46 protein-coding genes are annotated in these 25,731 nt (G+C 69.7%); 10 read left to right on the forward strand and 36 right to left on the reverse strand.

Annotated features, from left to right (window positions below):
- Positions 1-53 precede the first annotated feature (53 nt).
- The 15 genes from ACQEVC_RS45295 to ACQEVC_RS45365 all read right to left on the reverse strand — a co-directional run bounded on the left by ACQEVC_RS45295 (position 54) and on the right by ACQEVC_RS45365 (position 7,998).
- Positions 54-530 carry a hypothetical protein gene (locus ACQEVC_RS45295; protein ID WP_432890833.1) on the reverse strand — a complete coding sequence of 159 codons (477 nt, stop codon included), beginning with the start codon at positions 528-530 and terminating at the stop codon, positions 54-56.
- Positions 531-659: 129 nt separating this feature from the next.
- A complete protein-coding gene (locus ACQEVC_RS45300; RefSeq protein ID WP_432890836.1) occupies positions 660-1,535 on the reverse strand; it encodes a hypothetical protein in 876 nt (291 codons plus the stop codon).
- A 184-nt stretch (positions 1,536-1,719) separates the two neighbouring features.
- Positions 1,720-1,977 (reverse strand): hypothetical protein, encoded by a 258-nt coding sequence (locus ACQEVC_RS45305; protein ID WP_432890839.1) that lies wholly within the window; start codon positions 1,975-1,977, stop codon positions 1,720-1,722.
- Between the two features lie 62 nt (positions 1,978-2,039).
- Entirely contained in the window at positions 2,040-2,318 is a 279-nt protein-coding gene (locus tag ACQEVC_RS45310; protein ID WP_432890842.1) for a hypothetical protein, read from the reverse strand.
- Between the two features lie 148 nt (positions 2,319-2,466).
- Positions 2,467-4,578, reverse strand: coding sequence for a cell division protein FtsK (locus tag ACQEVC_RS45315; RefSeq protein ID WP_432890845.1), 2,112 nt, complete (start codon positions 4,576-4,578; stop codon positions 2,467-2,469).
- 75 nt (positions 4,579-4,653) lie between these two features.
- A complete protein-coding gene (locus ACQEVC_RS45320) occupies positions 4,654-4,833 on the reverse strand; it encodes a hypothetical protein (protein WP_432890847.1) in 180 nt (59 codons plus the stop codon).
- Between the two features lie 80 nt (positions 4,834-4,913).
- A complete protein-coding gene (locus ACQEVC_RS45325) occupies positions 4,914-5,102 on the reverse strand; it encodes a hypothetical protein (RefSeq protein ID WP_432890850.1) in 189 nt (62 codons plus the stop codon).
- Positions 5,103-5,182: 80 nt separating this feature from the next.
- Positions 5,183-5,344: a hypothetical protein gene (locus ACQEVC_RS45330; RefSeq protein ID WP_432890853.1), complete on the reverse strand. Its 162-nt coding sequence runs from the start codon at positions 5,342-5,344 to the stop codon at positions 5,183-5,185.
- Positions 5,345-5,427: 83 nt separating this feature from the next.
- A complete protein-coding gene (locus ACQEVC_RS45335) occupies positions 5,428-5,562 on the reverse strand; it encodes a hypothetical protein (protein ID WP_432890856.1) in 135 nt (44 codons plus the stop codon).
- Positions 5,559-6,776 carry a hypothetical protein gene (locus tag ACQEVC_RS45340; RefSeq protein WP_432890859.1) on the reverse strand — a complete coding sequence of 406 codons (1,218 nt, stop codon included), beginning with the start codon at positions 6,774-6,776 and terminating at the stop codon, positions 5,559-5,561. Before ACQEVC_RS45340 ends, ACQEVC_RS45335 begins: the two co-directional genes overlap by 4 nt.
- Positions 6,773-7,072: a hypothetical protein gene (locus ACQEVC_RS45345; RefSeq protein WP_432890862.1), complete on the reverse strand. Its 300-nt coding sequence runs from the start codon at positions 7,070-7,072 to the stop codon at positions 6,773-6,775. The genes ACQEVC_RS45340 and ACQEVC_RS45345 overlap by 4 nt, the downstream gene beginning before the upstream one ends.
- Positions 7,072-7,332, reverse strand: coding sequence for a hypothetical protein (locus ACQEVC_RS45350; RefSeq protein ID WP_432890864.1), 261 nt, complete (start codon positions 7,330-7,332; stop codon positions 7,072-7,074). The genes ACQEVC_RS45345 and ACQEVC_RS45350 overlap by 1 nt, the downstream gene beginning before the upstream one ends.
- On the reverse strand, positions 7,329-7,454 hold the full coding sequence (locus ACQEVC_RS45355; RefSeq protein WP_432890867.1) for a hypothetical protein: 126 nt from the start codon (positions 7,452-7,454) through the stop codon (positions 7,329-7,331). The genes ACQEVC_RS45350 and ACQEVC_RS45355 overlap by 4 nt, the downstream gene beginning before the upstream one ends.
- Positions 7,454-7,729 carry a hypothetical protein gene (locus tag ACQEVC_RS45360; RefSeq protein WP_432890870.1) on the reverse strand — a complete coding sequence of 92 codons (276 nt, stop codon included), beginning with the start codon at positions 7,727-7,729 and terminating at the stop codon, positions 7,454-7,456. Before ACQEVC_RS45360 ends, ACQEVC_RS45355 begins: the two co-directional genes overlap by 1 nt.
- Positions 7,726-7,998 carry a hypothetical protein gene (locus ACQEVC_RS45365; RefSeq protein WP_432890872.1) on the reverse strand — a complete coding sequence of 91 codons (273 nt, stop codon included), beginning with the start codon at positions 7,996-7,998 and terminating at the stop codon, positions 7,726-7,728. Before ACQEVC_RS45365 ends, ACQEVC_RS45360 begins: the two co-directional genes overlap by 4 nt.
- Positions 7,999-8,190: 192 nt before the next feature.
- Between ACQEVC_RS45365 and ACQEVC_RS45370 the strand changes: the two genes are divergently transcribed.
- The 3 genes from ACQEVC_RS45370 (at position 8,191) to ACQEVC_RS45380 (ending at position 10,472) form a co-directional block, all read left to right on the forward strand.
- Entirely contained in the window at positions 8,191-8,463 is a 273-nt protein-coding gene (locus tag ACQEVC_RS45370) for a hypothetical protein (RefSeq protein WP_432890875.1), read from the forward strand.
- Positions 8,464-8,619: 156 nt separating this feature from the next.
- Positions 8,620-10,041: a helix-turn-helix domain-containing protein gene (locus ACQEVC_RS45375; protein WP_432890878.1), complete on the forward strand. Its 1,422-nt coding sequence runs from the start codon at positions 8,620-8,622 to the stop codon at positions 10,039-10,041.
- Positions 10,042-10,196: 155 nt separating this feature from the next.
- The gene (locus ACQEVC_RS45380; RefSeq protein WP_432890880.1) at positions 10,197-10,472 is read left to right on the forward strand and encodes a hypothetical protein; all 276 of its coding nucleotides are present in this window, start codon (positions 10,197-10,199) and stop codon (positions 10,470-10,472) included.
- A gap of 35 nt (positions 10,473-10,507) precedes the next feature.
- Here the strand turns inward: ACQEVC_RS45380 and ACQEVC_RS45385 are convergent, their stop codons facing one another.
- Both ACQEVC_RS45385 and ACQEVC_RS45390 read right to left on the reverse strand, forming a co-directional pair.
- Complete coding sequence (locus ACQEVC_RS45385; RefSeq protein WP_432890883.1) at positions 10,508-10,735, reverse strand: winged helix-turn-helix domain-containing protein; 228 nt, start codon at positions 10,733-10,735, stop codon at positions 10,508-10,510.
- 258 nt (positions 10,736-10,993) lie between these two features.
- Positions 10,994-11,239, reverse strand: a complete 246-nt coding sequence (locus ACQEVC_RS45390) for a hypothetical protein (RefSeq protein WP_432890886.1) — start codon at positions 11,237-11,239, stop codon at positions 10,994-10,996.
- Between the two features lie 106 nt (positions 11,240-11,345).
- Here ACQEVC_RS45390 and ACQEVC_RS45395 point away from each other — a divergent pair, with 106 nt between their 5' ends.
- The 6 genes from ACQEVC_RS45395 (at position 11,346) to ACQEVC_RS45420 (ending at position 13,729) form a co-directional block, all read left to right on the forward strand.
- Positions 11,346-11,525, forward strand: a complete 180-nt coding sequence (locus ACQEVC_RS45395; protein WP_432890889.1) for a hypothetical protein — start codon at positions 11,346-11,348, stop codon at positions 11,523-11,525.
- A gap of 84 nt (positions 11,526-11,609) precedes the next feature.
- Positions 11,610-11,798, forward strand: a complete 189-nt coding sequence (locus ACQEVC_RS45400; RefSeq protein ID WP_432890892.1) for a hypothetical protein — start codon at positions 11,610-11,612, stop codon at positions 11,796-11,798.
- Between the two features lie 320 nt (positions 11,799-12,118).
- Positions 12,119-12,460 carry a hypothetical protein gene (locus ACQEVC_RS45405; protein ID WP_432890894.1) on the forward strand — a complete coding sequence of 114 codons (342 nt, stop codon included), beginning with the start codon at positions 12,119-12,121 and terminating at the stop codon, positions 12,458-12,460.
- Between the two features lie 2 nt (positions 12,461-12,462).
- The gene (locus tag ACQEVC_RS45410) at positions 12,463-12,828 is read left to right on the forward strand and encodes a hypothetical protein (RefSeq protein ID WP_432890896.1); all 366 of its coding nucleotides are present in this window, start codon (positions 12,463-12,465) and stop codon (positions 12,826-12,828) included.
- Positions 12,828-13,187, forward strand: a complete 360-nt coding sequence (locus ACQEVC_RS45415) for a hypothetical protein (protein ID WP_432890898.1) — start codon at positions 12,828-12,830, stop codon at positions 13,185-13,187. Before ACQEVC_RS45410 ends, ACQEVC_RS45415 begins: the two co-directional genes overlap by 1 nt.
- Before the next feature lie 173 nt (positions 13,188-13,360).
- Positions 13,361-13,729, forward strand: coding sequence for a hypothetical protein (locus ACQEVC_RS45420; protein WP_432890901.1), 369 nt, complete (start codon positions 13,361-13,363; stop codon positions 13,727-13,729).
- A gap of 77 nt (positions 13,730-13,806) precedes the next feature.
- Here ACQEVC_RS45420 and ACQEVC_RS45425 read toward each other — a convergent pair whose 3' ends face one another.
- Entirely contained in the window at positions 13,807-14,166 is a 360-nt protein-coding gene (locus tag ACQEVC_RS45425) for a hypothetical protein (protein WP_432872076.1), read from the reverse strand.
- Between the two features lie 50 nt (positions 14,167-14,216).
- Positions 14,217-14,603, reverse strand: coding sequence for a hypothetical protein (locus tag ACQEVC_RS45430; RefSeq protein WP_432872078.1), 387 nt, complete (start codon positions 14,601-14,603; stop codon positions 14,217-14,219).
- A gap of 28 nt (positions 14,604-14,631) precedes the next feature.
- Between ACQEVC_RS45430 and ACQEVC_RS45435 the strand changes: the two genes are divergently transcribed.
- Positions 14,632-14,811, forward strand: a complete 180-nt coding sequence (locus ACQEVC_RS45435; RefSeq protein ID WP_432872080.1) for a hypothetical protein — start codon at positions 14,632-14,634, stop codon at positions 14,809-14,811.
- Here the strand turns inward: ACQEVC_RS45435 and ACQEVC_RS45440 are convergent.
- From ACQEVC_RS45440 to ACQEVC_RS45520, 17 genes are all read right to left on the reverse strand, one after another.
- Entirely contained in the window at positions 14,808-15,194 is a 387-nt protein-coding gene (locus ACQEVC_RS45440; protein WP_432872082.1) for a hypothetical protein, read from the reverse strand. The two genes, ACQEVC_RS45435 and ACQEVC_RS45440, sit on opposite strands and share 4 nt — an antisense overlap.
- Positions 15,191-15,616, reverse strand: coding sequence for a hypothetical protein (locus ACQEVC_RS45445; protein ID WP_432872084.1), 426 nt, complete (start codon positions 15,614-15,616; stop codon positions 15,191-15,193). The genes ACQEVC_RS45440 and ACQEVC_RS45445 overlap by 4 nt, the downstream gene beginning before the upstream one ends.
- A 2-nt stretch (positions 15,617-15,618) precedes the next feature.
- The gene (locus ACQEVC_RS45450) at positions 15,619-16,440 is read right to left on the reverse strand and encodes a hypothetical protein (protein WP_432872086.1); all 822 of its coding nucleotides are present in this window, start codon (positions 16,438-16,440) and stop codon (positions 15,619-15,621) included.
- Positions 16,440-17,198: a GDSL-type esterase/lipase family protein gene (locus tag ACQEVC_RS45455; protein WP_432872088.1), complete on the reverse strand. Its 759-nt coding sequence runs from the start codon at positions 17,196-17,198 to the stop codon at positions 16,440-16,442. The genes ACQEVC_RS45450 and ACQEVC_RS45455 overlap by 1 nt, the downstream gene beginning before the upstream one ends.
- Before the next feature lie 173 nt (positions 17,199-17,371).
- Positions 17,372-18,118 (reverse strand): hypothetical protein, encoded by a 747-nt coding sequence (locus tag ACQEVC_RS45460; RefSeq protein ID WP_432872090.1) that lies wholly within the window; start codon positions 18,116-18,118, stop codon positions 17,372-17,374.
- Between the two features lie 11 nt (positions 18,119-18,129).
- A complete protein-coding gene (locus ACQEVC_RS45465; RefSeq protein ID WP_432872092.1) occupies positions 18,130-18,402 on the reverse strand; it encodes a hypothetical protein in 273 nt (90 codons plus the stop codon).
- Positions 18,403-18,404: 2 nt separating this feature from the next.
- Positions 18,405-19,508, reverse strand: coding sequence for a DUF5047 domain-containing protein (locus ACQEVC_RS45470; protein WP_432872094.1), 1,104 nt, complete (start codon positions 19,506-19,508; stop codon positions 18,405-18,407).
- A complete protein-coding gene (locus ACQEVC_RS45475; RefSeq protein WP_432872095.1) occupies positions 19,508-20,284 on the reverse strand; it encodes a hypothetical protein in 777 nt (258 codons plus the stop codon). Before ACQEVC_RS45475 ends, ACQEVC_RS45470 begins: the two co-directional genes overlap by 1 nt.
- 12 nt (positions 20,285-20,296) lie before the next feature.
- A complete protein-coding gene (locus ACQEVC_RS45480; protein ID WP_432872097.1) occupies positions 20,297-22,402 on the reverse strand; it encodes a hypothetical protein in 2,106 nt (701 codons plus the stop codon).
- Positions 22,403-22,405: 3 nt separating this feature from the next.
- Positions 22,406-22,699 carry a hypothetical protein gene (locus tag ACQEVC_RS45485; protein WP_432872099.1) on the reverse strand — a complete coding sequence of 98 codons (294 nt, stop codon included), beginning with the start codon at positions 22,697-22,699 and terminating at the stop codon, positions 22,406-22,408.
- 38 nt (positions 22,700-22,737) lie between these two features.
- Positions 22,738-23,358 carry a hypothetical protein gene (locus ACQEVC_RS45490; protein ID WP_432872101.1) on the reverse strand — a complete coding sequence of 207 codons (621 nt, stop codon included), beginning with the start codon at positions 23,356-23,358 and terminating at the stop codon, positions 22,738-22,740.
- A complete protein-coding gene (locus ACQEVC_RS45495) occupies positions 23,355-23,861 on the reverse strand; it encodes a hypothetical protein (RefSeq protein WP_432872103.1) in 507 nt (168 codons plus the stop codon). The genes ACQEVC_RS45490 and ACQEVC_RS45495 overlap by 4 nt, the downstream gene beginning before the upstream one ends.
- Positions 23,858-24,040 (reverse strand): hypothetical protein, encoded by a 183-nt coding sequence (locus ACQEVC_RS45500; RefSeq protein ID WP_432872105.1) that lies wholly within the window; start codon positions 24,038-24,040, stop codon positions 23,858-23,860. Before ACQEVC_RS45500 ends, ACQEVC_RS45495 begins: the two co-directional genes overlap by 4 nt.
- Positions 24,041-24,081: 41 nt before the next feature.
- Positions 24,082-24,501 carry a hypothetical protein gene (locus tag ACQEVC_RS45505; RefSeq protein WP_432872107.1) on the reverse strand — a complete coding sequence of 140 codons (420 nt, stop codon included), beginning with the start codon at positions 24,499-24,501 and terminating at the stop codon, positions 24,082-24,084.
- Entirely contained in the window at positions 24,498-24,893 is a 396-nt protein-coding gene (locus ACQEVC_RS45510; RefSeq protein ID WP_432872109.1) for a hypothetical protein, read from the reverse strand. Before ACQEVC_RS45510 ends, ACQEVC_RS45505 begins: the two co-directional genes overlap by 4 nt.
- Positions 24,894-25,292, reverse strand: a complete 399-nt coding sequence (locus ACQEVC_RS45515) for a DUF6093 family protein (protein ID WP_432872111.1) — start codon at positions 25,290-25,292, stop codon at positions 24,894-24,896.
- Positions 25,292-25,687, reverse strand: a complete 396-nt coding sequence (locus tag ACQEVC_RS45520; RefSeq protein ID WP_432872113.1) for a hypothetical protein — start codon at positions 25,685-25,687, stop codon at positions 25,292-25,294. Before ACQEVC_RS45520 ends, ACQEVC_RS45515 begins: the two co-directional genes overlap by 1 nt.
- Positions 25,688-25,731 lie beyond the last annotated feature (44 nt).

Genomic DNA, 25,731 nt, shown 5'->3' on the forward strand with positions numbered 1-25,731 from the left:
GGGCCAGTGGCGTAACTCCTCTCACAGCGAGGTGACGGGGAACGAGAGGGCGATCAGGCGCTCTCTTTGCTCTCGCGTTGCCGGCGGAGGATCAGCGGGATGACGTCGCTGCCGAACACGACCGTGTCGTCGTCGGGGCTGGCGTCGTCCTCCCACCAGGAGCGTTCCTCAGCCTCGCGGGCCGCCTGCATCTCGGCTTGGCGGCGCTGGTCGAACCGGTCGCGGTGACGGCGCAGCAGGTCGGCCTCGGCGGTGGCCTTGGCCGCTTCCTCCTGTGCGGCCTGACACTCGCGCTCGGCGGCGTCCGCCCGGTTTCGTTGGCGCAGGATCCGCAGGCGGTCGAAGGCCAGGATCGCGGCTGCCGTCGCGGGAGGACCGACGATGAACGTGGTGAGGTCGGCGGCGGCGGTCAGGGTGATCAATCCGCCGTAGTGGGCCACGCGGATGGTGAGTACGGCGGAGGCGATGAGGATGAGGGTGTCACGGACGGTCAGGGTGGCGCGGTGATTCTGTCGACTGGGGATGGTCATGATCGGACTCCGAATCTCTCAGGGGAGTGCGAGATCGGAGGTGCGGCTGGCTGACACCTCCACCGGGTGCCACCACGCTGTGGCATGCCGGTGCGGAGGGCCGCGGTGGCGAGTCGCGGCCGGGTCGGGTCAGCCAGGTCCGGGCGGCCAGGCGATGTGCCGGCTCGGCGGGGCGGTGTCGTCGTGCTGGTCGTGTCCGGGTGGGGCACGGTCCGGGTGGGGCAGCCAGTAGGCACCGGGCGGCGCTCCGGGGGCCGGGTCGTTGCTCGGTGGCTTCAGCAGCGGCGGTTGCCCACCGGTCCCGCCGGCCGCGAGGTCACACACGTCGAACTGGGGCCCGGGACCGGCCGACCCACGGGGGGAGGTCAGCCGGTCCCGGGTGCCGGGAGGGCCGTCGGTGACTGGCGTACCGCGGCCCTCCCGGCTGCCACAGACCGGCTCTCCCCAGCGTGGCCCAGTCTGTGGGTCGTCGACCGGCACGTAGGGAGCCGGGACGTGGTGACCGCCGAACGGCGGATGGTTGGTCTCGAGACTGTCGCCGGCCGGCGGGATGACGTCGAGCACCGGTGACGTCGGCTGCGGGCCCGGGTCGACCGGTAGCTCGATGGCCGGCGGCTGGGTGGGAGCGGGCCCCGGACCCGGCGGGGTGTCGACGGGGTGCTGCGGGCGGCCGTCGTCGCCGTCCGCCGGATCCGGGGTGACCACCTCGCCCACGTCGTCGAGGATGTCCTCGATCGGTCCACGTGGACGGTCCGGCTCTTCCGTCTGCTCGGGCTCCGGCTCGGGCTGCGGGTCCGGGTCGGAGCGTGGCGTCGGTCGGGCCGGCGGTTCGGGTAGTACGTCGTCGAGGATGTCGAGCAGACCCCCCGGCTGCTCGGTCCGGATGGGCACCTCGTCGGCGCGGGCGGTGCCGTGGTCGAGCCCCTCGGCGGCCAGCCAAGCCCCGGCGCACAGCCCGGCCACCAGCGCGAGGCGCCGCAGTGTCTGGGCTGTACGGATGCGCACGTTGGCCTCCCACATGGCCGCCGTGGAACTTCTTCGTTCTGTCTGGCGGGTCAGGTTACCGGGAGGTAAAGCGCGCAGGTCAAGGGCTCGGCATAGATCATGAATGATCGTTTAGGTTAGGGTCGACTTAGTACACCCGTTCGGGTGATCTACCGTCGGCCGTCGCGTGTCGGGCGTTCGGGGGTCAGTCAGACTGCTCGTCTCGCAGCCGGCGGCTGATCTGCCCGATGTGGTACCCGGTGCTGAATCCGTACGGGTCCCACAGGGCGTCCTTGACCCTGGAAACTTCGTCCTCAGTCGCTTTGAGCCGTTCGGCAACGGACAGGAGAGCCAGTGTGATCGACTCCAGCCGTAGGGCGTTGGCCCGTTCGGGTGTCGTGCCGGCCTTGTTCGCCTCTGCGAGCTTGAGCAGCGCGCGGTCAGTGAAGTCCATCTCTGCCATGACCCCGATCATTACGGGGCGTTGCCCTGGGCGGACGTTCTGTGTCAGGTAGGAGACACCTATCACGTCGCGTCGCGGTTCAGCCGGCGGATCTGGTTCCACACCCGACGACCGAACCGGATTCGCTCCCCCGACCCTTTGCACCGGCGGCACCGGCGCCACACCTTGCCGTCGTCGCGTCGGAACCTCCCCCGGCCTTCGCACCGTCGGCAGTGGGCGTACGGCCACCAGGCGCACTCGGCGACGTAGACGACGCCCCAGAGGACGAGGAAGGCCAGCAGCCACGGCAGGACGTCGAAGCCCGACGGGTCGGTAGCGGTAGCGACGTAGAACAGGGTCACAGGGGTCTCCAGGGGCGGTTGCAGGGGTTCGGGAGGAGTCGGTGCTACGCGCTACTGACCTGCCGCTCCCGCAGGTCAGGCGCGGTGTGAGTCGTAGCAGGAGGCGGTAGCGCGCCCGCTACCTGTAGCAGAGGACGCGCTACCGGATTCATCGATCGTCTTTGCTGTTCCGGGACTCCAGGGCACGCCGCAGGTTGGCCAAATACGCGCCCCGCGGCCGGGCGTCGCCGCCACCCTTCTCGGCGCCGGTCTTGCTCTCGATGCCGAGCTTGAGGCCGACCATCGTCTTCGACAGCGAGTCCTTGGTGATCTCGGCATACCGCTCCGGCATCTGCTCGGCGAGCCGGCCGGCCAGGGTCTCCCAGCTCAGGAAGGTCTCCTCGGACCGGAAGGCGTCGATGACGTCGGCCAGCGGGTCGCGGGCCTGCTTGGTGACCTGGTCGCCGGCCGCCATCCCGTCGAGGGTGCCGGCCCGCTCCCGGAACTTCCGAGCCGCAGTCAGGATCTTCTCGGCGTCGCCGCCGTCACCGAAGTAGGTGCGGACCGTGGCGTTCGGTACCGGCGCGTCGTACAGGATGCCGACACCGCGGTACTCGTCGCCGACCGGCAGCGCGGATGAGTCGTAGCCCTCGGAGTAGGCGCCGGAGCCCAGCACCGAGTCGCTGACCTGCCACGATCCGGTCTTGAGGGCGAACCTGGTCAGGTGGTTGTCCCGGTAGTCGGTGAACCTCTTCGCGGTCTTCCCGCTGGAGCCAATCCCGGACGGCTTCTGCGTCGAGCTGAGCAGGATGACGCCGACGGACGGACCGACCTTGACCAGGAAGACCAGCAGCTCGGCGATCTCCTCGTCCACCTCGGTGTCGCCAGTGTTGAGGAACTCCTGGAACTCGTCGAGGATGATCAGCCAGACGGGCATGTTGTACCGGGGGTCGCGAGCGATGTCCCTGGTCAGCTTGCCTTCCGGGCAGATGTTCGTGGGCAGCTCGGACAGCTTGGCGTTGCGCTTGAGCACGTCCTGCTTGGCCGCCCGGAGCGTGGCCCGCAGGTTCTCGATCGGATCACCCTGCACCCGGTCGGGCAGCAGACCGAAGCCGTACGTGAAGCTGACCAGGGCGAGCTTTCGCCAGTCCGGTGAGCCCTTGCCGTCGAACACGGACAGCCGCGTGTACGGATCAAGAGCGGCGAACAGGGCGATGATCCGGGCGGTGAAGGTCTTGCCCTTACGCGGCTGCGCGCCGACCAGGATCGACGTGAACATCAGTGGCAGCATGACCCGCCGGCCGCGCTCGTCGACACCGAGCGGTACGGCGCGCCAGATGTCACGCGGCTTGCAGTCCAGAAGTGGCGTGCGACCTGCGGGAATCGACAGCGGGTCGACATAGGCGACCCACAGCAGGTGTCGTCGGTTCGACGACTTGTCGATGGTCAGGTACACCTGCGACGTGGCGACGTCGAGGCCGCTGGCCAGCTTCTCCCGGGCCTTGAGTGCGTCGGAGAACGTGACGCCGTGCGGCAGGTCAACGAGCACCTGCACGCCGGAGCCGGTGTTGTCCTCGGCCATCCGGGACGCGAAGTGGATTCGCTCGTCGGGCTTGTCCGCCTTGCCGAGCCCCGCGCGGTAGTAGGCGTGCTCGACGATGTCGGGGTTGAGCCGGCGGTGCCGGGGCACGACCACGGCGGCGGAGATGATCGGCTTGTCGCTGGGTCGGCCGTAGTGGGCGAGGACGGGCACCGCTACCAGCGCGATCAGGATCAGCACCCACCGCGGTGCGACCAGCCACAACAGTAGGCCGACAACCAGCACCGCGAGGAGTTCGGCGGCCAGGGCAGTGCCACGGGCCTTCCGCCGGGCGGCGAGCTGCCGCTCGATGGCCGGACCCTGGTGCAGGTCGCCCTTGTTGGCCGCGTCCTGCATCTGCCGGGTCAGCTCGGGGTGCCAGGCCCACCGGATCTGCCGACCGACCAGCAGAAACGCGCCAACGACCGCCCACCAGGCGGAGGCGACGAGGTACCACGGCGACCGGATGGCGTGCGCGCCGGCCCGGTACGCGGTGCGGTAGCTGACGGCCTTGGTCCACCGCTTCGTCCCGGCCCAGGTGGTGAACTGTGGCGGGATGATCGGTAGCTGTTTCTGCTGGTCGTCAGCGGTGTCGACGTAGACGGGCGGGGTTGGTCCGGGCCGCTCGTCCAGCTCGATGTCGAAGTGGTGGGCGACCTCGTCGGGTTCGGTGACGGGTGCCAAGTCGCGGTCCGGTGCCATGGTGTGGCTCTCCTTCGCCGGGTGGCCCGGCCGGTCGTCGGTGCCGGCTGGGCCGTGTTTGTGCTGGTCAGACGGTCAGGACTTTCGCTGCTGACGCCGAACCTCGGCGCGGGCCTGCTCCGGCGTCATCCGCCAGTAGCCCTTGACGAACAGCTCCGGCGACTGCTCCTTGACCTGTCGCAGGTGCTCACGCCCCATCCGCATCGACTCGCGCTCGTGTGCGATCTTGTCGGCGGCTCGCTTGAACAGGCCCATGACGTTGCTCCTTCCTGGTCGCCAGACGGTCTGGCCACCTCTACCGCCGCCGGGTAATGGGCCGGCAGCGACGGGGGCGGTCAGTGGGTGCGGTGTCGCAGGACGTCCTTGAGGGCCGCCATCCGGGCCTTGTGGCCCTGCGTGGCGCCGATGTGTGCGGAGGCGGCGTGGATGCCCCGCCCACCGGCCAGCCGACCAGCAGCCTCGACCATTTCGGCATTGCGGGCGGCGTTCGCCTTCTGGTCGGCGGTGTTGCCCTTGCGTCCCATCGATGTCTCCTCTCCGGTCGCCAGTCGGTCTGGCCACCTCCGCGCGCCGTCGAGAGATGAGTCGACGGCGACGGGACTGGTCAGTTCGCCCGAGGCTCCAGTTCGGCACGGGCCTCCGCCCGCCACTTCCGCAGGTTGTGCGCGGCCATGGCCCCGTAGGCGACCGCCGAGAGGATGAACCCCCACTGCTCGGTGACCAGCGCGTATGCCAGCCAGAGCACCTGCACCGCGAGCCCAATCACCCACCCCCAGGAGGATCGGCGGCCGGTCAGCCACCAGCCCAGGAGACCGATTGCGGCCAAGATCCACGACCACCACTGCACACTCACCGCGACGCCTCCGTCCTGGTCAGGAAGGTGGTCCAGTAGCCGGTGTCCTGCTGCCGGCGGCGGTGCTGCTCGGCGTCACGGCGGGCGCGGGCGGCGTCGCGGCGGGTCTGGTGGATCTGGCGGCGGCTCATGAGGTCACGTCCTCTCGCGACTGGCTGTTTTTCCACTTGTTCGCGGTGGCCTTCGAGACCTTCGCCTCGGCGGCCAACTCAGCGCCCGACGGCTCGCGGCCCAGCAAGTCACGCAGGCGCGGGTAGGCGGCGGCGAGTCGGGCATCAGCCGGCTCAACCGAGACCGTCGTTCGCTTCCCGCGCCGACTCGTAAGTCGGCTCTTGGCCGCGACCACCCGAGCGCCGTTGGTCGAGTTGCGAGCCGGCTCACGAGCCGGCGCCGGGAGTGCTGGTTGAGCCGGCTCATGAGCCGGGCTCGCGGTGTTCGTGATGGCCGACCAGACCCGGTCCAGCTCGGTCACCGGGAGCCGGCTCACGGTTGCCTGGATAGGCGCCGGGCGCATCTCCTCGGCAGCTTCGACAGCCGCCTTGCGAGCCGTCTTCTCTGCCTTCCGCGCGATCCGCTCGGCGTTGTAGCCACGCCACGCCTCACGCGGGTCGCGCACTCCGTGGTCGATCGACCAGCGCCGCGCCTGCCACGTCCGCCACGGGAACGCCCGCCGCCGTGCCGTGCTGAACTCGGAACCGGCGTCGTCGATCAGGTTGGAATCCTCGGCGAGGAGCTGCACGTGCTGGACGCGCCGGGTGTGCAGGCCCCACAGCCACGGGGACAGCAGGCTCAGCATTCCGAACGCGATCGCGGCCGGCGTCGGCTTGAGCCCGTCGGCGAAGTGCGCGTAGTTGATGGCGCCGACCACGGCGGCGATGAGCCAGGCGGAACGCCGGAGCCGGGCGGCGGTGCCGTACGCCTTGAGCAGGAGAGCGTCGTGCGCGTGCCACTGCACGTACACTGCGACCGACTCCAGAGCGGCCGAGAACGCCAGCGCGAACGCCAGCTTCGACGGCACGTTCCAGACGTTGGGGGCGACGTCGTCGTAGGCGAAGCCGGCCTGCGCGTACGCGGCGCCGCCGTTGATGAGCAGCAACGGAAGAACCGGCCGGATCCGGGCCAGCGCGGCGGTGCGGACCATTCGGCGGTGCCGGCGGCGGGCGACCTGGGCGCGGCGATCGCGCCGGCTCGCCTCCTCGGCCGCCTGCCGTTGGGCGTCAGCCCGTTCCCGGTCGAGCTGGTTGGTGAGGCGGGTGCGTTCGATCTCGGCGCGGACCTCGGCTACCCGGGCCTCGGCCTGCGCGGCGGCGCGCACCGGATCGGTCTTGCGGCGGAGTAGGTTCACGGCCCCTCCTCTTGGCCGGCGCACGCGTACCAGCGACGGGCCTGGAAGCGCCAGTACGCAGACGTCTCCCTCAGCCGAGTGACGGAGTGACGGGCGCACACCCGGGCGAGCCGGGAGCGGTCGAGATGCCAGAGGAGCAGGTCGGTCTCGTCGGCGATCCGGTCAGCCCGCAGCCCGGCGATGAGGTCGGAATGCGTGTCGCGGTACTCGGCGTACCGGCGGATCAGGTGGCCGTAGCCGTCCCAGACCTGCCGGGCGTGCCGGAGGTCGTCGGCGACGACGCGGAGCAGGTTCATCACCGCACCAGCTCACGGCGCTTCGGCGTGTCGATGGCGTCGGCGGCCCGGGGCGAGAACGACGGCGGCCGGCGGCGGTCCTCCAGCGCGTCCACGTGGTGGGCGAGGGCGAAGGACAGGGTGGCGACCAGCCACGGCACGATCGCCAGCGCGTACAGGATCGGGGTCGGCTGTGCGGCCGGCATGTTGATGCCGAGCAGCCACACGGTGGAGCCGGCGGTCGCGAGGGCGACGTGGCTGGCCAGACGGGCGACGTTCATGCGATGGCTCCCTGGGTGATGGCGCCGAAGTTGACCAGCGCGGCGTAGACGGCGCCGGCAGTGGCCACGGCGACGACCTTGTAGACGAGGCGGGAGACGAAGTCCCGGGGGATCAGGCCCATCACGCGACCGCCGTCCGGGTCTGCTGCGCCCGCAGGAAGGTGACCAGGGCCGGGGCGATCAGGTAGCCCGGCACGAACAGCTCGATCTCCAGCTCGACGAGGAGCTGCTTCAGCGTCCACGACGGGTCGGCCGTCTCGATCAGCCGGACGGCCCGCTCCCCCAGCTCGTACGCCTCGTCGGCGGTCAGGGTGATCTGCGGGACCGTGGCCATGATCTGGGCGACGGCCTTGGGGTCCGGGACGACGGACAGGTGGCGCTGGTTCCTTCGGCTCATCGGGTCACCGCCGGGCACTGCGCCACGACCCGGGCCACGAACTGGCCGCAGACGGCCGAGCCTTTGGCCGGACCGGTGAGAGGGAGGAGCCCGGCCACCCGGATCGCGTCGAGCGCGGGGCCCTCGAAGCCCTTGCAGACGTACACCGACTTGATCAGCTTCGGCTGCCGCTCGTCGCGCTCGTGCACGTCGATGCGGACCGAGGCCGGCTCCCCGCAGCCCGGCAACTCGACGATGTGCTGGTCGGGGGCGATCCCGGTTTCGGGCATGGCAGGATTCGGCATGGGTCTCTACCCCTTCGGAGGAGGGTTGGAGGTCAAGGCCTCCGGATGGTGTTGGCGCACCGCCCGGGGGCCGCTCTGCTTACAAACACCGTAGCAGCGTTTGGCATAACGGGCTAGTGCCAGTTGGCGTAACGGAGCAGTGTCGTTGGCCAACAAGAACGTGAGATGATGGCGCGCATGACCGACCCACTTCGTGAGGCCGCCCGCGCCTATCGGGAGGCTCTTGCAGCCGAAGCGACAGCTAAGGCCGAGGTAGAGGCAGCTCGACAGAAGCGCGCCGCCGCAAGCGAAGGTGTGGCTACAGCCAGAGCGCCCTTGGCCGACGCCATCGTCCAAGCTGCTCGCGAAGGCGTTCGCCAACGCGACATCCTGATCCGCATTGAGAACGCGTACACCCGCGAGCGGGTTCGACAGATATGTCGATCCGCTGGCGTGCAGGTGAGCGAATGAACGCGCCAAGGGGAACATGCAGCCACCCTCGCCAGCGCGGCGCTCGCCCGGAACAGCACCAGGTCAGCAGCCACGCGCGCTGACTAGGCAGGCCTCGTACCTGCCGGCAGCATGACTACCAGATGCAGCAACGTGCCTACCCCGGCGGAGGATGCCGTGACCAGAGGTACGCCACCCAACGACCTGAGGCAGCTACGCGACCGCGCCGGCCTGTCCCAGCGCGACGTCGCCGAACGCGTCAACCGGGCCGCCGCCGACCAGGGCCACCACGCGGCGGCGGCCACGGCCGACATGGTCAGCCGGTGGGAACGCGGCAAGGTCATCCCGCTGCCGATCTACCGGCGCCTGCTCGCTCAGGTGTTCGGCGTGTCCGTTGAGGAGTTGAAGCTTGACCAGCAGGTTCAGTCGGTGGGGGACTTCATGGCTGCGTTCGTAGACGAAGAGATTGACCCGAGGGTGGAGGTCAGCCAGCAGGAGTGGTGTCGCACCCGACGGGCGTTGAATACCCAGCGGCACGCCCTCGCCCAGGTTGCCGCCGGCTTGTACGAACCGTCGTACCGGCTGGGCGCCACTGGCCTGATCACCCACCCGACCTGGCTGCCTGCCGAGTTGATCGACATGACGTCCGTGCAGCTCCAGCACCGACCGGACGCGCCGGATCCGGAACTGGACGGCACCGAGCCGGTGACCGGGCACGTCCGCCCTCGGCAGACCCTGGTTCGGCGGTACCCCCGCTACACACACGCCGTCCGGGACCTAGCCCACCCGAGGCTGTTCGAGAACCGACTGGCCTGGCGGATCGCCGGGATGAACTGGGCCGACGGCGGCCGGATGGCGTTCGCCGACACCACGTACTTCGCGGCGGTCGACGTCTTCGAGGCGACCGCTCACGAGTTGGCCTACGTCGCCCTCGACGAAGACGGGACGCCCCACCGGCGCTCGCCGACCATGCGGGACCTGCCGCTGCGCAAGGCCATCGGTGACCCGTTCAACCTGGCTCGCCGGCCGGTGATGTGCGCAATCTCGACCCTGACCATCCGCAACGGCGCCGACGGTGCAGACTTCCTGCTTCACCGCCGCGACTCCCGCTCGGTGGCAGCGGCCGGCGGCATGCTCCAGGTCATCCCGTCGGGCATCTTCCAGCCGTCGAGTGTGATGCCGGCCGCGCGTGAGGCCGACTTCGACCTGTGGCGCAACGTCATGCGGGAGTACAGCGAGGAACTGCTCGGAAATCCTGAGCACGACGGCGACGGGCAGCCGGTCCAGTACGACGACGAGCCGTTCGCCGGCCTCGATCAGGCCCGCCGGGACGGTCAGGTGCGGATCTACGTCCTCGGCGTCGCGCTGGACGCCTTGACCCTGGTCGGCGAGCTGCTGACGGTGGCGGTGTTCGACGCTGCCCTGTTCGATGATTTCGCCCGAGACTTTGTGGAGCGCAACGACGAGGGATCGATCGTCAACACCCGGGCGCCATTCACCGAGGCAGGCATCGCCGAGTTGTTGGCCAGCGGGCGACTGGCGCCGGCCGGCGCCGGGTGTGTCGAGTTGGCTTGGCAGCATCGAGGCCGGATTCTCTGACCCGAAACACAACGATGCCCCGCCCCAGATCACCCAGGGCGGGGCATTTTATCTGAGATCGTCGATGTTCCTGCCACTCGGTCCGCTACTCGACGTGTCGGTGACCTGTCAGAGCGTCGCGCGGGAGCATGGGACCCCCGACCAAGGAGAGGCCCATGGCACGAAAGCTCAGTCGCATCGATCAAGTGCTCCTATTGATCGACAGCGTAGAGGACGCGTCCACCGAGCCCAGCGCGAACTACAGCGAGATATCCAAGCTGGTCGGCCTCGCTCAGGTCCACGCGATCATCGCCGTCGCCGAGGAACTTGGTAGGCTGCGTGACTCCGTGGACGCAGTGGCGTCGGGTCTGCGAGACAGGGACAACGGAACCGCTGGCACCCACCTGTACTACATCAGCGACTGGCTCAAGGACATTGCCGAACGGCGCTGACCCCCGGACAACAGAGAGCGGCCCAGCACCCGACGTCACGGGGTGCTGGGCCGCTTCACGTAGTACCCGCCGCCGGGCACCGACTCGATGATGCCGGCGGCCTTGAGTCGCTCGACGGCGATCCGGACAGTCTGCGAGCTGACCTCGTACTGCGCGCACAGCTCCGTCCGCGACGGCAGCTTGGCGCCGGGTGGGAACTCACCGGATTCGATCCGGCGGGTCAGGTCCTCGATGAGCTTCTGGGTCTTGCTGTAGGCGGGCACGGTTGATCTCTCCTTGGCGGGATAGGGCAACCCCACCACGCCGGCCCGCGCCGGTCAAACATCCCTGGTCATACCCAGCAATCACCGGTTGACCTGGTATACCTGGGCATCCTAGATTTGGCCCTGCCGGTCTCTCCTTGGCGGGATTGACTGGCTCGGGTGTGAGGTCGGCAGGCTGGTACCCCCGTCGCCCTCACACCCACCCAGCCCCTCGCTCTGGCGGCGCTCGGTGATCTGTGATCCCGGGCGCCGTTGGCGTCAGGCGCTCTTAGTCTTCGCCGCCCCGCCACCGGTCCGTGCCGGAGGAACGTCGGTGGGACGGAGTTTCCTGACGTGCGCCGGGGACCGTCCGGTTAACACGATGATCTCTCCGGGCGGGATGTGGGCGCGCCAGGCGTCGGCGACGAGGGCGCGTTCTTCCTGTTCAGCCCCGTCCAGTTCGGCGGTCAACTTGGTGCGGACCTCGCGGTTGGCGGCGAGTTCCTGGCGTAGGTCTCGGGTCATGTGAAAACCATAGCGCTTCGGCGTTGCGCTTCGCTAGGGCGGTGTGTACAGTAGTTCCTAGAAGCGCTACCGCGAAGCGCTAAGCGGAAGTGAAGGGGAGAACAAGATGCCGAACAAGACGAGCCACACCCCCGGAGACGACCCCCGCCGGACCTCCCCGACCGTGGCCGAGCGACAGGCCCACCGGGAGCAGATCCAGCGCAACGCCGCCGACCGGGACCGCGCCTGGCGGGAGGCGGGCTGGCGGGAGCAGGGCGGTAGCCGCGAGGGCTGGGGACTGGACTGATCGAGGGGACGGGGCCGGGAGACCGGCCCTCCTCTTCTCCCTGGAATCCGCTTTCCTCAGCCCGACCGAATGGAGCATCCGAACATGACCATCACCACCAGCCACGTTCTCCGCAACGCGCCGGTCATCACGCCGACCGGCATGGAGTACCTCGTCGCCGTCACCTACCGCGACGAGGACACGGAGTACATGACGGCCCCGACCCTCGCCGAGGACGACGAGCGGATCAGCGAGTGGTCGCCGGAGCAGATCCGGCTGCACGCGGACAACTGACCCCGGACAACAAGCGGCGGCCCCGGTCGTCCCTCACGGGATGGCCGGGGCCGCTTCGCTTACCACACCCCGGCATGATCAGGCCGATATCCACAGCCGCCCCGGTTATCCACAGACGCCGAACGCGCCCGTTGCCCGCCCGCACCGTCCGCCGGCACGCTCCGTACGTCGGCGAGGCCACTCCGACCGGCGCCGGCCACACCTACGGGCGGTGGGGCGACGCGACCAGCAGGCCACCGACAGCACGACACGGCTCCGTCCATCCGGGCGGGGCCGTGTCTGTGTAGACAGAACTACACATCATCTGTAGACTGGTCTACATGAGCGAGCGTCAGATCATCCGGGACATCGCCCGGTACAGCGACCAGGACGAGCCGGCCCACCGCTGGACCCTGGTGGTTGACGGCGAGACCGTCTCGGAGTTGTGGGTCACGATCGAGACCGGCGAGATCATGCAGGTCGAAACGCCCGCCGAGCACCAGGGCAACGGCTACGCCAGCGCGCTCTACCGGCAGGCCGCCAGCGAGATCACCGTCTACCACGCTCCCGAGGCGCACCGCACCCCCGAGGGTGACCGCTTCGCCCGCTCCGTCGGCGGCGAGACCCTCGACTGCCTGCACGGCTGCTGCGACGACGCCCCCGACTTCGACGACGAGGACTGACCATGAAGCCCAGCGACGACCTGATGGCCTGGCTCGGCCCGGCCGCCGACGAACTCACCCCCGAGCAGATCGAGCGCGTCACCGCCGAGGCCCGCGCCATCGCTGAGCGGTACCCCGACCCCGACGAGCAGCCGGAGCGCGACGCGGCCCTGTCCGCCGTCGTCCAGTACCTGCTCGGCGAGACCACGCCCGAGGATGCCGCCCACGAACTGTCCTCGGCGCGGCTGCGAGAGCAAAGGGCGTTCGCGGCGGCAACGTGGATGGCGGTCATGCTGGTCCGCGACAACCCGGTGCGCTACAAGGCGGTCGCGGCTCAACGAGCCGGTATCGACCGGATGAGCCTGCTCAAGGCCCTGGGTGAACGGTGATGCGCCACCGCGTGACCACCCTGACCCACGGCCAGCCGGAGTACGCCGAACTGCTCGACCAGATCCGGTCCGACACCACGCTGGTGGCCGGGATGTGGGACGACGCCGAGAGTCGGCCCGACGAGCTGGACGTACCCGGCACCTGGTGGAGCGTCGCGCTGGTTGACGGGGTGCCGGCGGCGTGGTGCGCGGCCCGGGTCGAGGGCGGGGCACTCAGGGCCCTGTGCAACTACGAGCGAGCAGGCTACCGAGGCCAGGGCTTGTACGAGGTGGCGTACCGCGAGCGGCACCGTACCGTCCGCGCCCACCAGGCTGCCGGCGGTGACCTACCTGTTCAGTCAGCCGATCGGCCTGCATGAGGCGGACGGCTGGTACCGAGCGGGTGTGTCAGGCGTGTCCACCGCTGCGAGTGAGCCGCACGAGTGGTGGGAGCTTCGCCGCGATCCGATTGGCTGACGCAACCGTCCGGGGGTAGGCGCGGCCTACTCGGGGGATCGTGATCACTTGTGCACGGTCGGTACGGTGACCAGCCATGAACTTCGGCTTCCGGCTCCCCGGCCCGTTCCGGGTAAACGTCAGCGACAAGGGCCGGATCAGCGCCGGCATGAACGTGGGCCCGTTCAGCGTCTCCGGCAACCTCGGCGGTGGCGGGCAGCGGGCAGTACGGATCCCCGGCACTCTCGACCAGGTCCTGGCGCAGGCTCACGCCGAGGGATGGACGATCGACTGGGTGACGCCTGGCACTGGAGCGACCATGCACCGCGGTTGGCTGGCGGTGCGTCTCACGATCGTCCGAGGTGGCGTGCAGGCCGAGCGGGTGACGTCGACCCGGACCGTGCTGACCTGGGCGGTCGCCGTCCTCGCGATCGTCGGCGCCTGCTGGCTGATGGTCGTGATCTGACCCCAGACACAGAGAAGCGCGCCCGCCGCCCGGCCGAAGCCAGGTAGCGGGCGCGCCGCGTTGGAGACAGGTTAGGGCTACCGCAGGCGCGGCATCGTCCCGGCGGGCCGGCCCACCTCGGCGGCCGGCACCACCTGCGGGCGGATGCCGAACAGGGCGAACCCGGCCAGCACCGCTCCGGAGATCGCGGCCACCGTGCCGTCGGAGACGTTGTACCCGTACTCGGCGATCAGCGCCGCACCCGCCGCGACCACGCCGGTGAACAGCGCCGGAGCGATGGGCCGGGTGGTGAAGGCGATGATGACCGCCGACGCGAACGCGGTGATGGCTGCCGCGGCTCCGGCGTCGATGCCGGGCATGTTCAGCGAGGCCAGGACGGTGAGCAGCGCGCCGATGGCGCCGATGACCAGCGCCGGCTCGCGACCCCATAGCTTCATGGTGATCTCCTTGATCGGTGGACCGACCCCGGGCCCCCGGGGTCGGCTGTTCAGACCGGGTGCGCTAGGGACCGGCAGCCGATGACCGTGCCGGACAGGTCACGGACCTCGCGAAATGGGGCCAGCAGATCGGTACGGTGGCCGGCCTGAGCGAGCGCCAGGGCCAGCGACACCACGTACCAGGTCGTCGGGTTCTCCCACTCCGGGGACCCCTTCTCCGGCCGGGGTGGCAACCCGTTCGCGTGGCGATACTCGACGAACTCCACCGACGTCGGGCAGTCCTGGAGATACTGGGTGCCGAGTTCGATCTCTCCAATGCGGGCCACGGTGCCGGATGGCTCGATCACCATCTGCGGCTCGTGGTCGCCAAGGTTGAACCGGTCGGGCACGTCCCAGCCGTAAATACGGATCGGATGCGGGGTCAAGTTGACGAGCACGTCAAGCTCCTTCGGTACGGTGTCGGGCGTGCCAGGGATCCCGCAGCTCAGAGAGGCCGCACGGCTGTACTCGCCCGACGGCAGGCTGCTGGCGATGGTGCGGCTGGAGCAGCGGATGGACGGCTCCGGCATCTGGGTGGTGCTGGTCAACGACCCGGCCAAGGCGCCCACCGAACACGGCGAGTTCACCACTGAGGCGGCGGCCTAGCCCCGACGGTTCAGGTCCCCAGGCGCCGAACGCACCAGATCCCGCAGCCGAGCCAGGTCAGCGTCCGGAGACAGGATCTCCGTACGGAGCCTGAGCAGCATCCTGGTCAGGTCCCGCACCGAATCCTTCAGCCGGTCCAGCTCGCCGTTCGTCGCAGCCACCTTTCGTCGGGCGTCGTCAGCCTCGGTCTCCAGCTCGGCGACCCTTTCCCGCAGCGGCTTGACCAGCGTCAGCGCGGTGTCCGTCAGCACATCGGCGGTGTCCGCCTTCAGCTTGCGCCGCTGCACCAGCACCATTGCCGCGGCGACCACCCCACCCGTGCCGCCGAGCATGCCGAGGGCAGACAACAGGATCTGCAACCACGCCGGAGACGCCGCGCTCATGACCCCTCCGTCGCGTCATGGTGCCGGGCGAGTCTGCGCAGGTCGCGGACGATCAGCGCGGTCCGCCACCAGGACGCCACCCCGATCGCCGTGATGAATGCCCCGGCCGCCAGCGCCTGCCAGCCGGAGATGGCGAACAGTGCGATGGCGTACATCGTCGTCGCCGTCCCGAGCACCACCAGCGCGCTCAACTCCGAACCCACCCCGACCAGCGGCGGCCCCGGCCAGTAGATGCCGACCAGGCCGACCACTCCGGCCAGGACGAGGGCGATCTCCCAGGTGTCCTGGAGCAGCGGCGGCATTGCCTCGGCCACCGACCGGGGCCGCTGGCCGGCGGCGATCAGGGACGCTCCGGCGACCGCCGACGCGGCGAGGACGGCCGCCTCGAACGGATTCCGGCCGACGACCAGGATGCGGCGCACGGTCAGCTCTGCATCCGCTTCGCGGCGTCGTCGTTGACGGCCTTGGCCAGTGCGCCGATGAACGTGGTGTTGCCGGCCAGCGCGACAGCCACGGCGCTGGCATCCACCGCGACGGGCCTCGGCGCAGCCGTCCGGTTCAGCAGCTCGTCGGCCTTGTTCACCAGGCTGTTCGCCGAACCGCGGCCGTTGCCCGGGTCGGTCTCGAACCCGCAGGACGGGCCGCCGAGGAACACCGCCGAGTAGATCGCGTTCAGCTTCTTTCGGTCGTCGTCGGTCATGTCGTCGTCCTCCGTGTCGATCAGTCCGATGAGCTGTAGCCAGCGGCGGGCCAGCGCGACCATGCGCCGGCCATCGGCGTCTCGGAACTCGCTCAGATGGGTGTGGGTGCGGTGCGAGCTGTCGCCGGTCGACCGCTTCCCGAGCCGGTCCCAGCGGCGGACCGTGGTCCCGTCCAGGGAGTAGATGACCTCTCGCAGATCAGCGGTGTCCGAATCTCCCGAGCGGCAGAGCCCGACAAGCCAGCGGTTGTAGTCGTACAGGTCGAAGGTGCCGCGGTCGGTGGTGACCTTGAAGTAGCCGATGTCCATCGCCGACGCGTAGTCGGATCGACCGCGGCGGTCCCGGGGTGACTCGTCGACCGAGTAGTCGCCGGAGTCGTTGTCTGCACGGCTGATGTGGTAGCCGCTGCCGTGCCGGGAGTCGCCGACGATGCCAGCTTCCAGCGGGTCGAGGTCGTTCCCGACGGTGCGGCCAGGGTGCAGGTCGAGGTGCTCCAGGTAGAGGGCCCTGGCCTCCTTGTGCTTCGGCTTCGCGACCGTGGCCATCAGCCGGCCGCCATCGCCGCCTGGACGGCCTGCACCATCAGCGAGTTTCGAGCGACCATCCCGTCGGCTGGGTCCAGGTGCACGCCGTCGGAGAGATAGGCGCGGACTCGGTCGGGGACGATGCTGATGTACCGCTCCCACGCCACGACGCTGAGGTTGTCGTGGCGGGCCGTGGCCTCCCAGATCACGCCGTTGATCCAGCCCGTGTTGCGCTGGTCGTTGACCTGGATGTAGCCAGGCTGGAGCCACCGGCTGATGTGCGTCTCCACCCAGATCAGGGCGGTGTCCGGCCCGACGATTGAGGCGGCCCGGTCGATCTGCGCGGCGATGCTGGTGGGCCCGACCGGCCCGAAGATGTCGTTGGCGCCTGACGCGATGATGACGACCGGCGGCAGGCCGTAGGTGGACGCCCACTGCTCCAGCACGTCGATCGTTGGCGGGGTTGGCCTGCCGCTCTTGCCGTCGACCGCGATGACCTGACCCGTCGCCGCATGCAGCCGGGTACCGAAATCGCTGTACGTTGCCACGGTGATGCTGTCGCCGAGCAGCCACACACCGCCGGTGTCGACGGCCTCCTGGATCCGGACCGGGCTGGACACGGCGTGCGAGCCGATCGTCCAGTCGCCGAGGGTGCCGGAACCGTACGCGCCGGGGCCGGGTGGCGGCACCACGCTCGCCGCGGTGGCCGGCTCGGTCGTCAGCAGCAGTGTCGCGATGGCGACAGCCGATACCAGCGCCTTGCGGACGTGAGGAATCATCGCAGCTCCCAGCGTTTTCGGAGGATCTTGAATGCGGATTCGCAGGTTCATCGCCGTCGTCATCGCCGCGCTCGCAGTCAGCGGCGGATCATGTGACAGCTACCAGGCCGATCCGCCGCCACTCCCGGCCGAAGGGCCGGCGGCGCCGAACGTGTACCCGAGCCCGCGATAGATCAGAAGAGGGTCACGACGACAACGAGGCCGGGACTGCCCGCCCCGCCCGCCCGGGTGGTCGTGGACCCGAACGCCCCGCCGCCGCCGGCGCCGTAGCCGGTACCGACCAGGCCGACACCGCCGGTACCGGGCGACGGCGCTCCACCGTGGCCGCACACGCTGTCGCCGCCGTGGTTGCCGAAAATGTTCTGGACGGACAGGGTTCTCCCGTAGCCACCAGAGCCGCCCGGAACGTTGCAGACGTTCCCGCCGGTCGCGCCCCCACCGGCACCACCGACCCCGACCGTGCTGCCCGTCGTCGCCGTCACCGCCGCGCTCGACGTCCCCCCAGTCGCGGTCATCAAATCGAACGTGCTGTCGCCGCCAGTACCGCCGGCACCGACCCCGCCGCCGACACCGCCCGCGCCGACTGTCACCGCCTCCGACGACCCCAGATCAGCCGCGTCGTAGACGCTCTCGCAGTAGCCCCCGGCCCCGCCGCCTCCGGACGCACCAGCGGTCGTCCCAGCCGCGCCGACGACAGCTCCCGCTCCGGCGCCGCCGGCTTGGACCCGCACCCATACCGTCCGCGCGCCGGCCGGTTTCGTCCACGTCCCGTCGGCGGCGAACACCTGCACATCGGCGGCGTCGCTGTACTGGGCGAGCAGCGTGTCGACGGCGGTGGCGAGCGCACTGACATCCGCCGGCACGTTCGGCGCATCCGACAGGTCGGGATACGGCAACCCGTGAATCGGTGTGGTGCCCACCTTGTGACCTCCTACGGTGTGCCGATGACCTGGTCCACGACCAGCAGAGACGGCGGCTGAACGACGACGAGGACGGTGTCACCGACGGTCGGTGTGTATTTGGCGCCATAAGCGGCATCGACCTCAGCGCCACGCCACTCGACGGTCAGCAGGGCGTTGCCGTCGGATGCCGCACCGGGCGCGACGGCGACGACCGTGGCCTGCTCCATCCATGACGCCGGAGCGCCCTGCGGTGGCCGGTCCCGCAGCAACTCGGCGGCGGCCCGGCGGATCTCACGGCGCACGGCTACCCCTCGGCCCCGTCCGGCCGCGACGACCGGGTGGTGATCGACTGAACGCCGCCGACGGTCAGCGGCACTGTCACCGCGTCGACCAGGTGCTGCTCGACCCGGCCGGAGGAGGTGAGCACGGTGATGACGTCGCCGCGGTCGAGGCCTGGGTGCACCACCGCATCCACGTTGAGCTGGGCGTTGACGGCCCTAACCCTGTTGAGGATGGTCGTGCCGGCGACGACGGCCTGTGGCGCCGACGTGACTACCGGGCTGCTCCAGAAGTACGGGACCCTGCCGAATGGGCCGCCGACGTAGGTCGGGCTGGCCGGGTCGTCGTCCTCGATCACCTGCGGGGCGAACGGCGTACTGCCGTCGGTGCGGGCGTCGCTGACCACCACGACGTTGTAGGTGCGGGACCGGTCCCGGCGCAGGTCACCGCCGAGCAGCACCCCGGACGGGGAGGCATCGACCGTCCACACCGACGGCTGCGACAACAGCGGCGCATCCCGGACCACCAGGGTTCCGTCGTTGTCGAAGTACGCCTCAGCACCGATCGACGTCGCCAGGTCGACGATCGCCTTGTCCCGATCCCGGTCCCAGACCAGCGCCCCGACCGTCGCCGTCGAGGTGGCCAGGACGGACACCGCGACGCCGGAGACCGCGTCGGTCACCAGTCGCACTATCTCGTCCACAACAAGGTCGCCAACCTGGCTCGACGCTGGCGTCTCGAACTTCGCCCGCTGCACCCGAGCCCACCGGTCCGGGGCGGTCCGGATCCTGATCCCGCCGTCAGGGCCCACCGACATCGACTGCTCGTCCAGGCCGAACACCCCGAGCGGCACCAGTTCCGTCGCACCGGACGGATACCGGACGCCGCGGTAGGGCCGTAGCTCAACGCCGGTGACGTCCAGGTCGTCCCACAGACCCGCGTCGGTGATCGTGAGGTCGAGCTGCCGGCGGACACCCGTCCCAGCCTGGATCGTCACCTGGCCGGCGCTGCCCTCGTCGAGCGGTAGATCCTCGATCAGGAGAGCCCCGTCGTACCAGGCGTCGACCCGGACGGCGAGGGTGTGCGCCTCCCTCAGGGCGTGCCCGAACACGCTGCTGACCGGGTACATCAGGACGTCCCGAGAAGCAGGTCGGAGTAGGTGTCGTACGCAGCCAGCACATCGGCGTAGGTGGCGTGTTCGGCCAGCACGTCGGCGTAGGTGCGTTCCGACTGCAGTCCGCCCGCAGGCCTGCCCACCACCACGTACGGCGCTGACCAGGTCCGCCACGGGTGAGGTCCGTAGTCGTCGCGGAACGAGGTCTCCTCCAGGTCGCCGAGCGCCAGGTAGGCGTGCGTGATGCCGAGTCCCCAATCGGCGTCAGCGTCCAGCAGGAGGATCGACGCGTCATCGGTAATGCCGACCAGGGCGGCAGCCTCGTCCGCTGTCTCCGTTCGCAGTCGCAGCGTCGACCGGATCGACTTGCGGCGCGCGTCGGTGACGACGATCGGCTCCCGCCGGCCCAGTGGCTGCAAGACCGCCTGGTTGACCGGGCGGACCCGGTCGGCAAGCGGCCCGACCGGTTCGATCGGGATAGACAGCGACGGCACCCCGGGGTGTCGTAGCCACGGCCGGTCAGCGGTCAGGGTGACCGGGGTGGAGGTGACCGACCCGCCGGCCGTGATCGCCGTGTAGACGGCCTCGCCGTTGAGCCAGCTCTCGTAGTCGTAGCCGGTCCACAGTCCGCCCGACAGCGTCGCCGGATCGGCGAGCCGCACCAGGCGGGTACGGCCGTCCGGGTCCAGCCGGGACACCGTCGCCTCGGTCTGCCCGGTGTACTCCAGCTCCAGCAGGACCCGTGGCGGGGTGTTGCCCGGCTCTGGCGTCGCGACAAGGGTTGTCGGCACCGGCCCCTCCCGTCACTCGGCGGTCTGGTAGATGGTGGCGTCAGCCAGAGAGCCGAACGCTTCGTCGACCTCAACCCGGACCAGGCCCTGCACGGCGCCGTCCTGGACCACCAGCCGCAGCGTCATCCCACCTGACTGAGTAGGCTGCTGAGCCTGTACGGGCGCTGCGCTGCCCATGAACGGGGCCGTAACCGGACCAGGTCCGCCGGATGCCGGCCAGGCCACCCGGCCACCGAGCCACTCCTCGACCACCGTCTGCGCGATCATCCGAGACCGGGCGGTGTCACCGTCACGCGGGATGTACGCCTCGCCGCGGGTCTCCCGCTCCCCGTACAGCACCGTCGGCGAGGTGGCGAAATGTGCCTCGATCATGCCGCCGCCGGCCATGGCGTAGTCGATGCCGCCCCAGCGCCGGCCGCCGACACCGCTTCCGATCGGGACGTTGCGGCCTTCGCTGCGAGTCACCACCTGGTTGTTGACCGTGGTGATGACGACCCGCTTGGATTTGATCTGTGCCGACAGGGCGATGATCGCCCGCAGGTTAGCGGCGGCCTGCTCCGTATCGGCGGTGACCGTGGTGGGTACCCTGCGCGGCACCTTCAGGTACTGATCGGCGAGTAGCCGCGCCTGCTCCCGGGTGTAGCCCATCCGCATCGCGGTCGCGACGAAGTCGCTACGGGCCTCCCGGCTGCGCTCCGACAGCGTCTTCGTGGACGCACCCTGCGCCTCCAGTGCGTCGGTCAAGGTGTTCGATGACCGGGCGAGGCTGAGAAGCTGCTCCTCCTCAGCCGCGGAGACCTTCCGCTTCTTGTCGATCTCGTCCCGGGCCTCTTTTAAGGTCTCCCGGTAGCGGAGGTTCGCCTCGGCAGCGGACAGGTTCTGGTCGACGATCAGGTCGAGCGCCTCGGCGTACTGCTGGACCGCGCGGGCGGCGTCCTCTGCCTCGGTCGACGTCTCCCGGAAGCCGTTCATCAGGTTGGCCAGCTCGCCAGCGAACTCCTCACTCTTCTTGCCACCTTCGTCGTTGGCCCGGCTGAACCACTCGAAGAGGCCGTTGCCGAACTCCATCACCTCGTACAGCTCGGCCAGGACGTTGATCAGGCCAAAGACCATCCGGATGCCGGTCTCGACAACCTCGAAGACCAGCGTCAGGGCGCGAGCACCGCTCTCGGAGTTGTCGGTCAGGGACTCCATCCCGTCCCGGGCCGCGCTGCCCAACTCGGCCAGGCCCTCCGAGATCGCGTCGACAGCCGGGCCGGCCACCTCGACCAGCTCGCGAGCTCCGGTGACGATCTCCTGAATGCCCGTACCGCCGCCTTCCGCCAGCGGCACGACAAACCGGGCGGAGTTGCTGAAGATGGACTCCAGGTCACCCTCGACCTCGGCGAGCTTGTTCCGGATCACAGAGATCCCGGACAGCGTCGCCGGGACGAAACTGACCGCCGCCGACTGGAGCCGGTTCTCGAACTCGCTGCCCAGGGACTCCGCCGCTGACTTGACCGCAGAGTGCTTCGCGGCGATCGTGACCCCGCCGATCACCCCGCCGATGCCGGCGCCGCCCGTGATGCCGGCGGCGACCGCCGCGCCCAGCACCGTGGCGACCTCGGCAGCGATCGGGAGAGCAATGGCTGCGCCAATGGGGCCGACGCTGATCGGCGCCCGAGCGATCAGCGGTCCGATCTTGGTGGCGAACTCGGTACTGAAGCCTTTCGCCGCCTCGTCGGCATCGATCAGGTTCCGAAGATCGGTGAGGCCCCGTTGCTTGCCGCGCTCGACCTTCAGCTTCTCGGTCAGCTTGGCGCGCTCAGCGGCGTCGGCGGTGCGGGAGATTTCCCGGGCCAGGTCCCGCACGCCGCGGGCCGTGTCCGTGATCTGGCGGTCCAGAATCGCGGCATCCCGACGCAGGCCGGTCAGCTCCCTGCCGGCGCCCCGAGCTGACTTGCCGACATCACTGATCGACTCGGACGCCTTGCCCATCCCGGCAGCGGTTTCCTTCGCCGAACCGCCGGCCGACTCGACCGCGTCATCCAGCTTCGCGGTCGCCTTCTCCGCCCGCCCCACGCCGCGTACGTACGGGGCTTCATCGACGTCGAGGCCGACCTTGACGGTGCGGGCCACGGGTCACCCCCTCGGTACGAGCTGAACGGCGTGGAGGATCGCGGCCGGATGCTGCGGGTTCTGGGTGCGCGTCTGCTGCTCCGACCGGTCGATCGCCGCGCAGCAGTGGCACTGCCGGGGGTAGCCGGGTGCCGGCAGGTAGACGGCGGTGGCGAACGGGTTGTTGAAGTCCCTGCCCGGGTCAGTCGTTTCCTCCAGCACGCCCCGGCAGCGGGGGCACTGGCCCGCCTCGTAGGCCGCCAGCGCGGTCATCCACGCCACCTCGCCCGGAGTCCACTCCGACTCCGTGGTGGTCACCGACCGGGCCAGCTTGCCACCCTCATGCCGGTACTCGGTTACTCGTTCGGGCTCCCAGCCGTCGAGTCGGCGGAGGGAGATGCCGAGGGTTCGGGCGAGACCGACCCGCTGGCGGAGTCCCGCGTCCTCAGCCAGCCGGCGAACGAGAAAGGGACGTCGGGCTCTTCCTTGTTCAGGTCCCAGCAGGTGCGGCCCAGCCTAAGGAACTGCTGCACGTTGATCAGTTCCTGCTCGGAGTCGAGCAGCGCCGCCCACGTCTCCTCACGCAGAACCGGCTCGACCGTCGACAGCCGGATCAGCGCCGGGAAGAACGTCTCGTTGTTGACCTGCGGGCCCCGGTCGTCCTGGTGGATCGACCCGTCCGCCAACTTGCGGGGAGGGTGCTCGTCAACCAGGTCACGCCACCTCTTCGGCTGCAAGGCCCGCAACCTGAACTGGACCGTGGCCGCCTCGATCTGCTGCCGCAACTCATCGACCCGGGCCCGCAGGTCGGCGGTGCCACTGCCGGCGATGCGCGGGTCCGCCGCCGCCTGCACCTGGGCCTGCGCCAGTTCGCGGTCCAGGCGCCGGAACTCGTTGATCAAGTCGCCCCGGGTGCACACCGGCACGGTCTCCTCTGGCAGCCGGGCGCCCAGCAGAACCTCGTCAGCGTTGGTCATGCGACGACCGCGACGTCCGACTGCACCTGGTTGGTCACGAACAGCCGCTGAGTCGCCGTGTGCACCGAGTTCGCGCCGTTCCAGTTCTTCATCGGCTCACCTGCGGTGATCGGCCACACGTCGGTCAGGTCACCGATCGCCCACGCCTGCGTGCGTGGCACCCCGTAGCGGGACAGGACATATCCGGTGGTGCCCTCGGCCAAGGTGATGTAGGCCTCGTTGTTGGTCGGGTCCGCCGGGTTGTGGACGTACACCACGGTCAGGCTCTTGGTCTTGCGACCGGGCTGCTCGAACGTCTGCGTGGTGGCGATCCGCTCGTCAGCAACCACAGCCTGCTCCCCGGTCGGCTGCCATCCGTCGCCGGTGATGTAGCCGTCCAACTCCTGGCTGGTCACGGCGTTTATCTCGGTCAGCTTGGGCGCCGTCGGGTCGGTCAAACTCGCCACGTACAGGAGAGCGAGGGTGCCATCAGACGGCACCGAGGTGGGCAGCGGTGAGGTCATCGGGCCTGCTCCTTGCTCTTCGCGGTCATCTCGGGAGTGGTGGGCGGCAGCGGTCGACCGAGGTTGTCGACGGCTTTCGCGTCCTTGAGAATCTCCACCCCGCCACGCTGGACGAGCTGGTCGGCGCGGCGGCGCGACACGGTGCTCTCTGCCTTGGTCCGGGTCTCTCGGATGCGCACGAACTCAGTCGGCACGTCGTCCTCCAAAGGTGATGTGCCGGTCAGCCCGGCAAAGACTCCAAGCGGTAGATGTCGATCTGGTCGACCACGAGACGGCCGGTGGACTCGTCGGGGCGGGGTGGCTGCCCGTCGTCGGAGCGGATCGGGTACGGCTTCCGGCCGGCGATAACTGGCACGACGTCAAGCAGCGCGGACCGCACCCGGTTGGCAACCACCCGGGCAGCGATGTCCGTCTGGCCGACGCTGTGACAGGTCACCCGCGCGACCGCCCGGCTGGACAGCAGATCGATCGTCGGGCCCAGCGCGTAGGTGACCTGGATGTACGCCACCACGTACGGCGGGGACGCGCTGGTCGGCACGATCTGCCCGTCGCCCTCACCGTCGGCCGGCGGGTACACGACCAGGCCGTCGACAGCGCGGAGCAGGTCGAGGATGGCGACGGCGTGCGGCTCGTCGCTCACTTCCCCTCCAGGGCATCCGCAGCGGCGATTTCCAGGCCTCGTACGAAGTCCGGGGTCCAGTGGTCCAGAGCCGGGCCCAGGTGGGCGTAGGGCGGGTTGTTGACCGTGCCGTACTCCAGGATGTTGCCCAACGCTCCCTGGCGGCGCCCCTTGTCCGGACCGATCTCCGCCGTCATGCCCCGCCCGACACCGAGATCCTTGGTGTCGTACGTGATCGCCCTCGGGTAGTCCGGGGCGTGGGCGATACCGCTGGCAGCGCCCCGCGCCGCGTCCCGGATGCCGTGGGCGGTGAACCGCACCGCCGCCCGGATGAGGACGTGCGCGTTGTCGGGCGCCTCGGCCAGGTCGGCGCGTAGCTGGTTGAGGCTGGAGCCGTCGAGGTTGATGTCCACCTAACTCGTCACCTCCTCGATCCCCAGTCGTCGAGCGGTCGCGTGGGTCTTGCCGAACTCGGCCCGGACCACGAACCGCCGGCCGACCACGTCCGGGTCGTACTGGCAGACCGTGATCTGGACCCGTTGACCGGCGCGGACGCCGACAGAGGTGGCCACCGGCAGCCACAACAGCCGGGTCACCATCAGTCGGTCCGCCTCGCCGACCATCTCGGCCCGGGCGATCGGGTCGGCCTGCTGGACTCGGCACGGGCCGGCGTACACCACGTCGGTATCCTCGACGGCCTGCCCGGTGCCCAGGTCCGTGTGTGTGCCGGTGACGGCAACGATCTCGCAGGTGTCGACCATCAGCTCAGCAGCGAACTCGCGGCCCCGGGCCAGCACCTCGGCGGCCGACATCAACAGCACCTGGCCCAGGACGGAGCGCCGTACGGCCGGATCGTGAACGCGCCCGACGTGCCCAGGCCGAGCGCATCGCGGATCTGCTCCCGCTCGGCGTCGGTCAGGCCGATGCCGGACAGCGTCTCGGAGGCATACGTGTTGGTCTCGGTGTAGTCGTCGATCTGCCGTGACCTCGACCGCATGCCGCCCGGATTAAGCAGCATCCGCTTCGCCACGTCGAGGGCGACCGGCTTGAGCATGCTCACATCGGTGAGCGCGTCGTAGACCGTCGGGCCGACCTCGTTACGGATCAGGGTGGTCACCAGTGCCAGCACCAGCGCGCCCGTTGCCGGCGGCACGGTCTGCTGGGTGTAGGCGTCCAGCTCGGGCAGCGTGAACAGCGGGTCAGGCATGACGCCTCCGAGGGTCGGTCCGGCCGGGCAGCCGGGAGGGTGAC

This window comes from Plantactinospora sp. CA-294935 (genome assembly GCF_050936445.1).
Classification (GTDB): Bacteria; Actinomycetota; Actinomycetes; order Mycobacteriales; family Micromonosporaceae; genus Plantactinospora.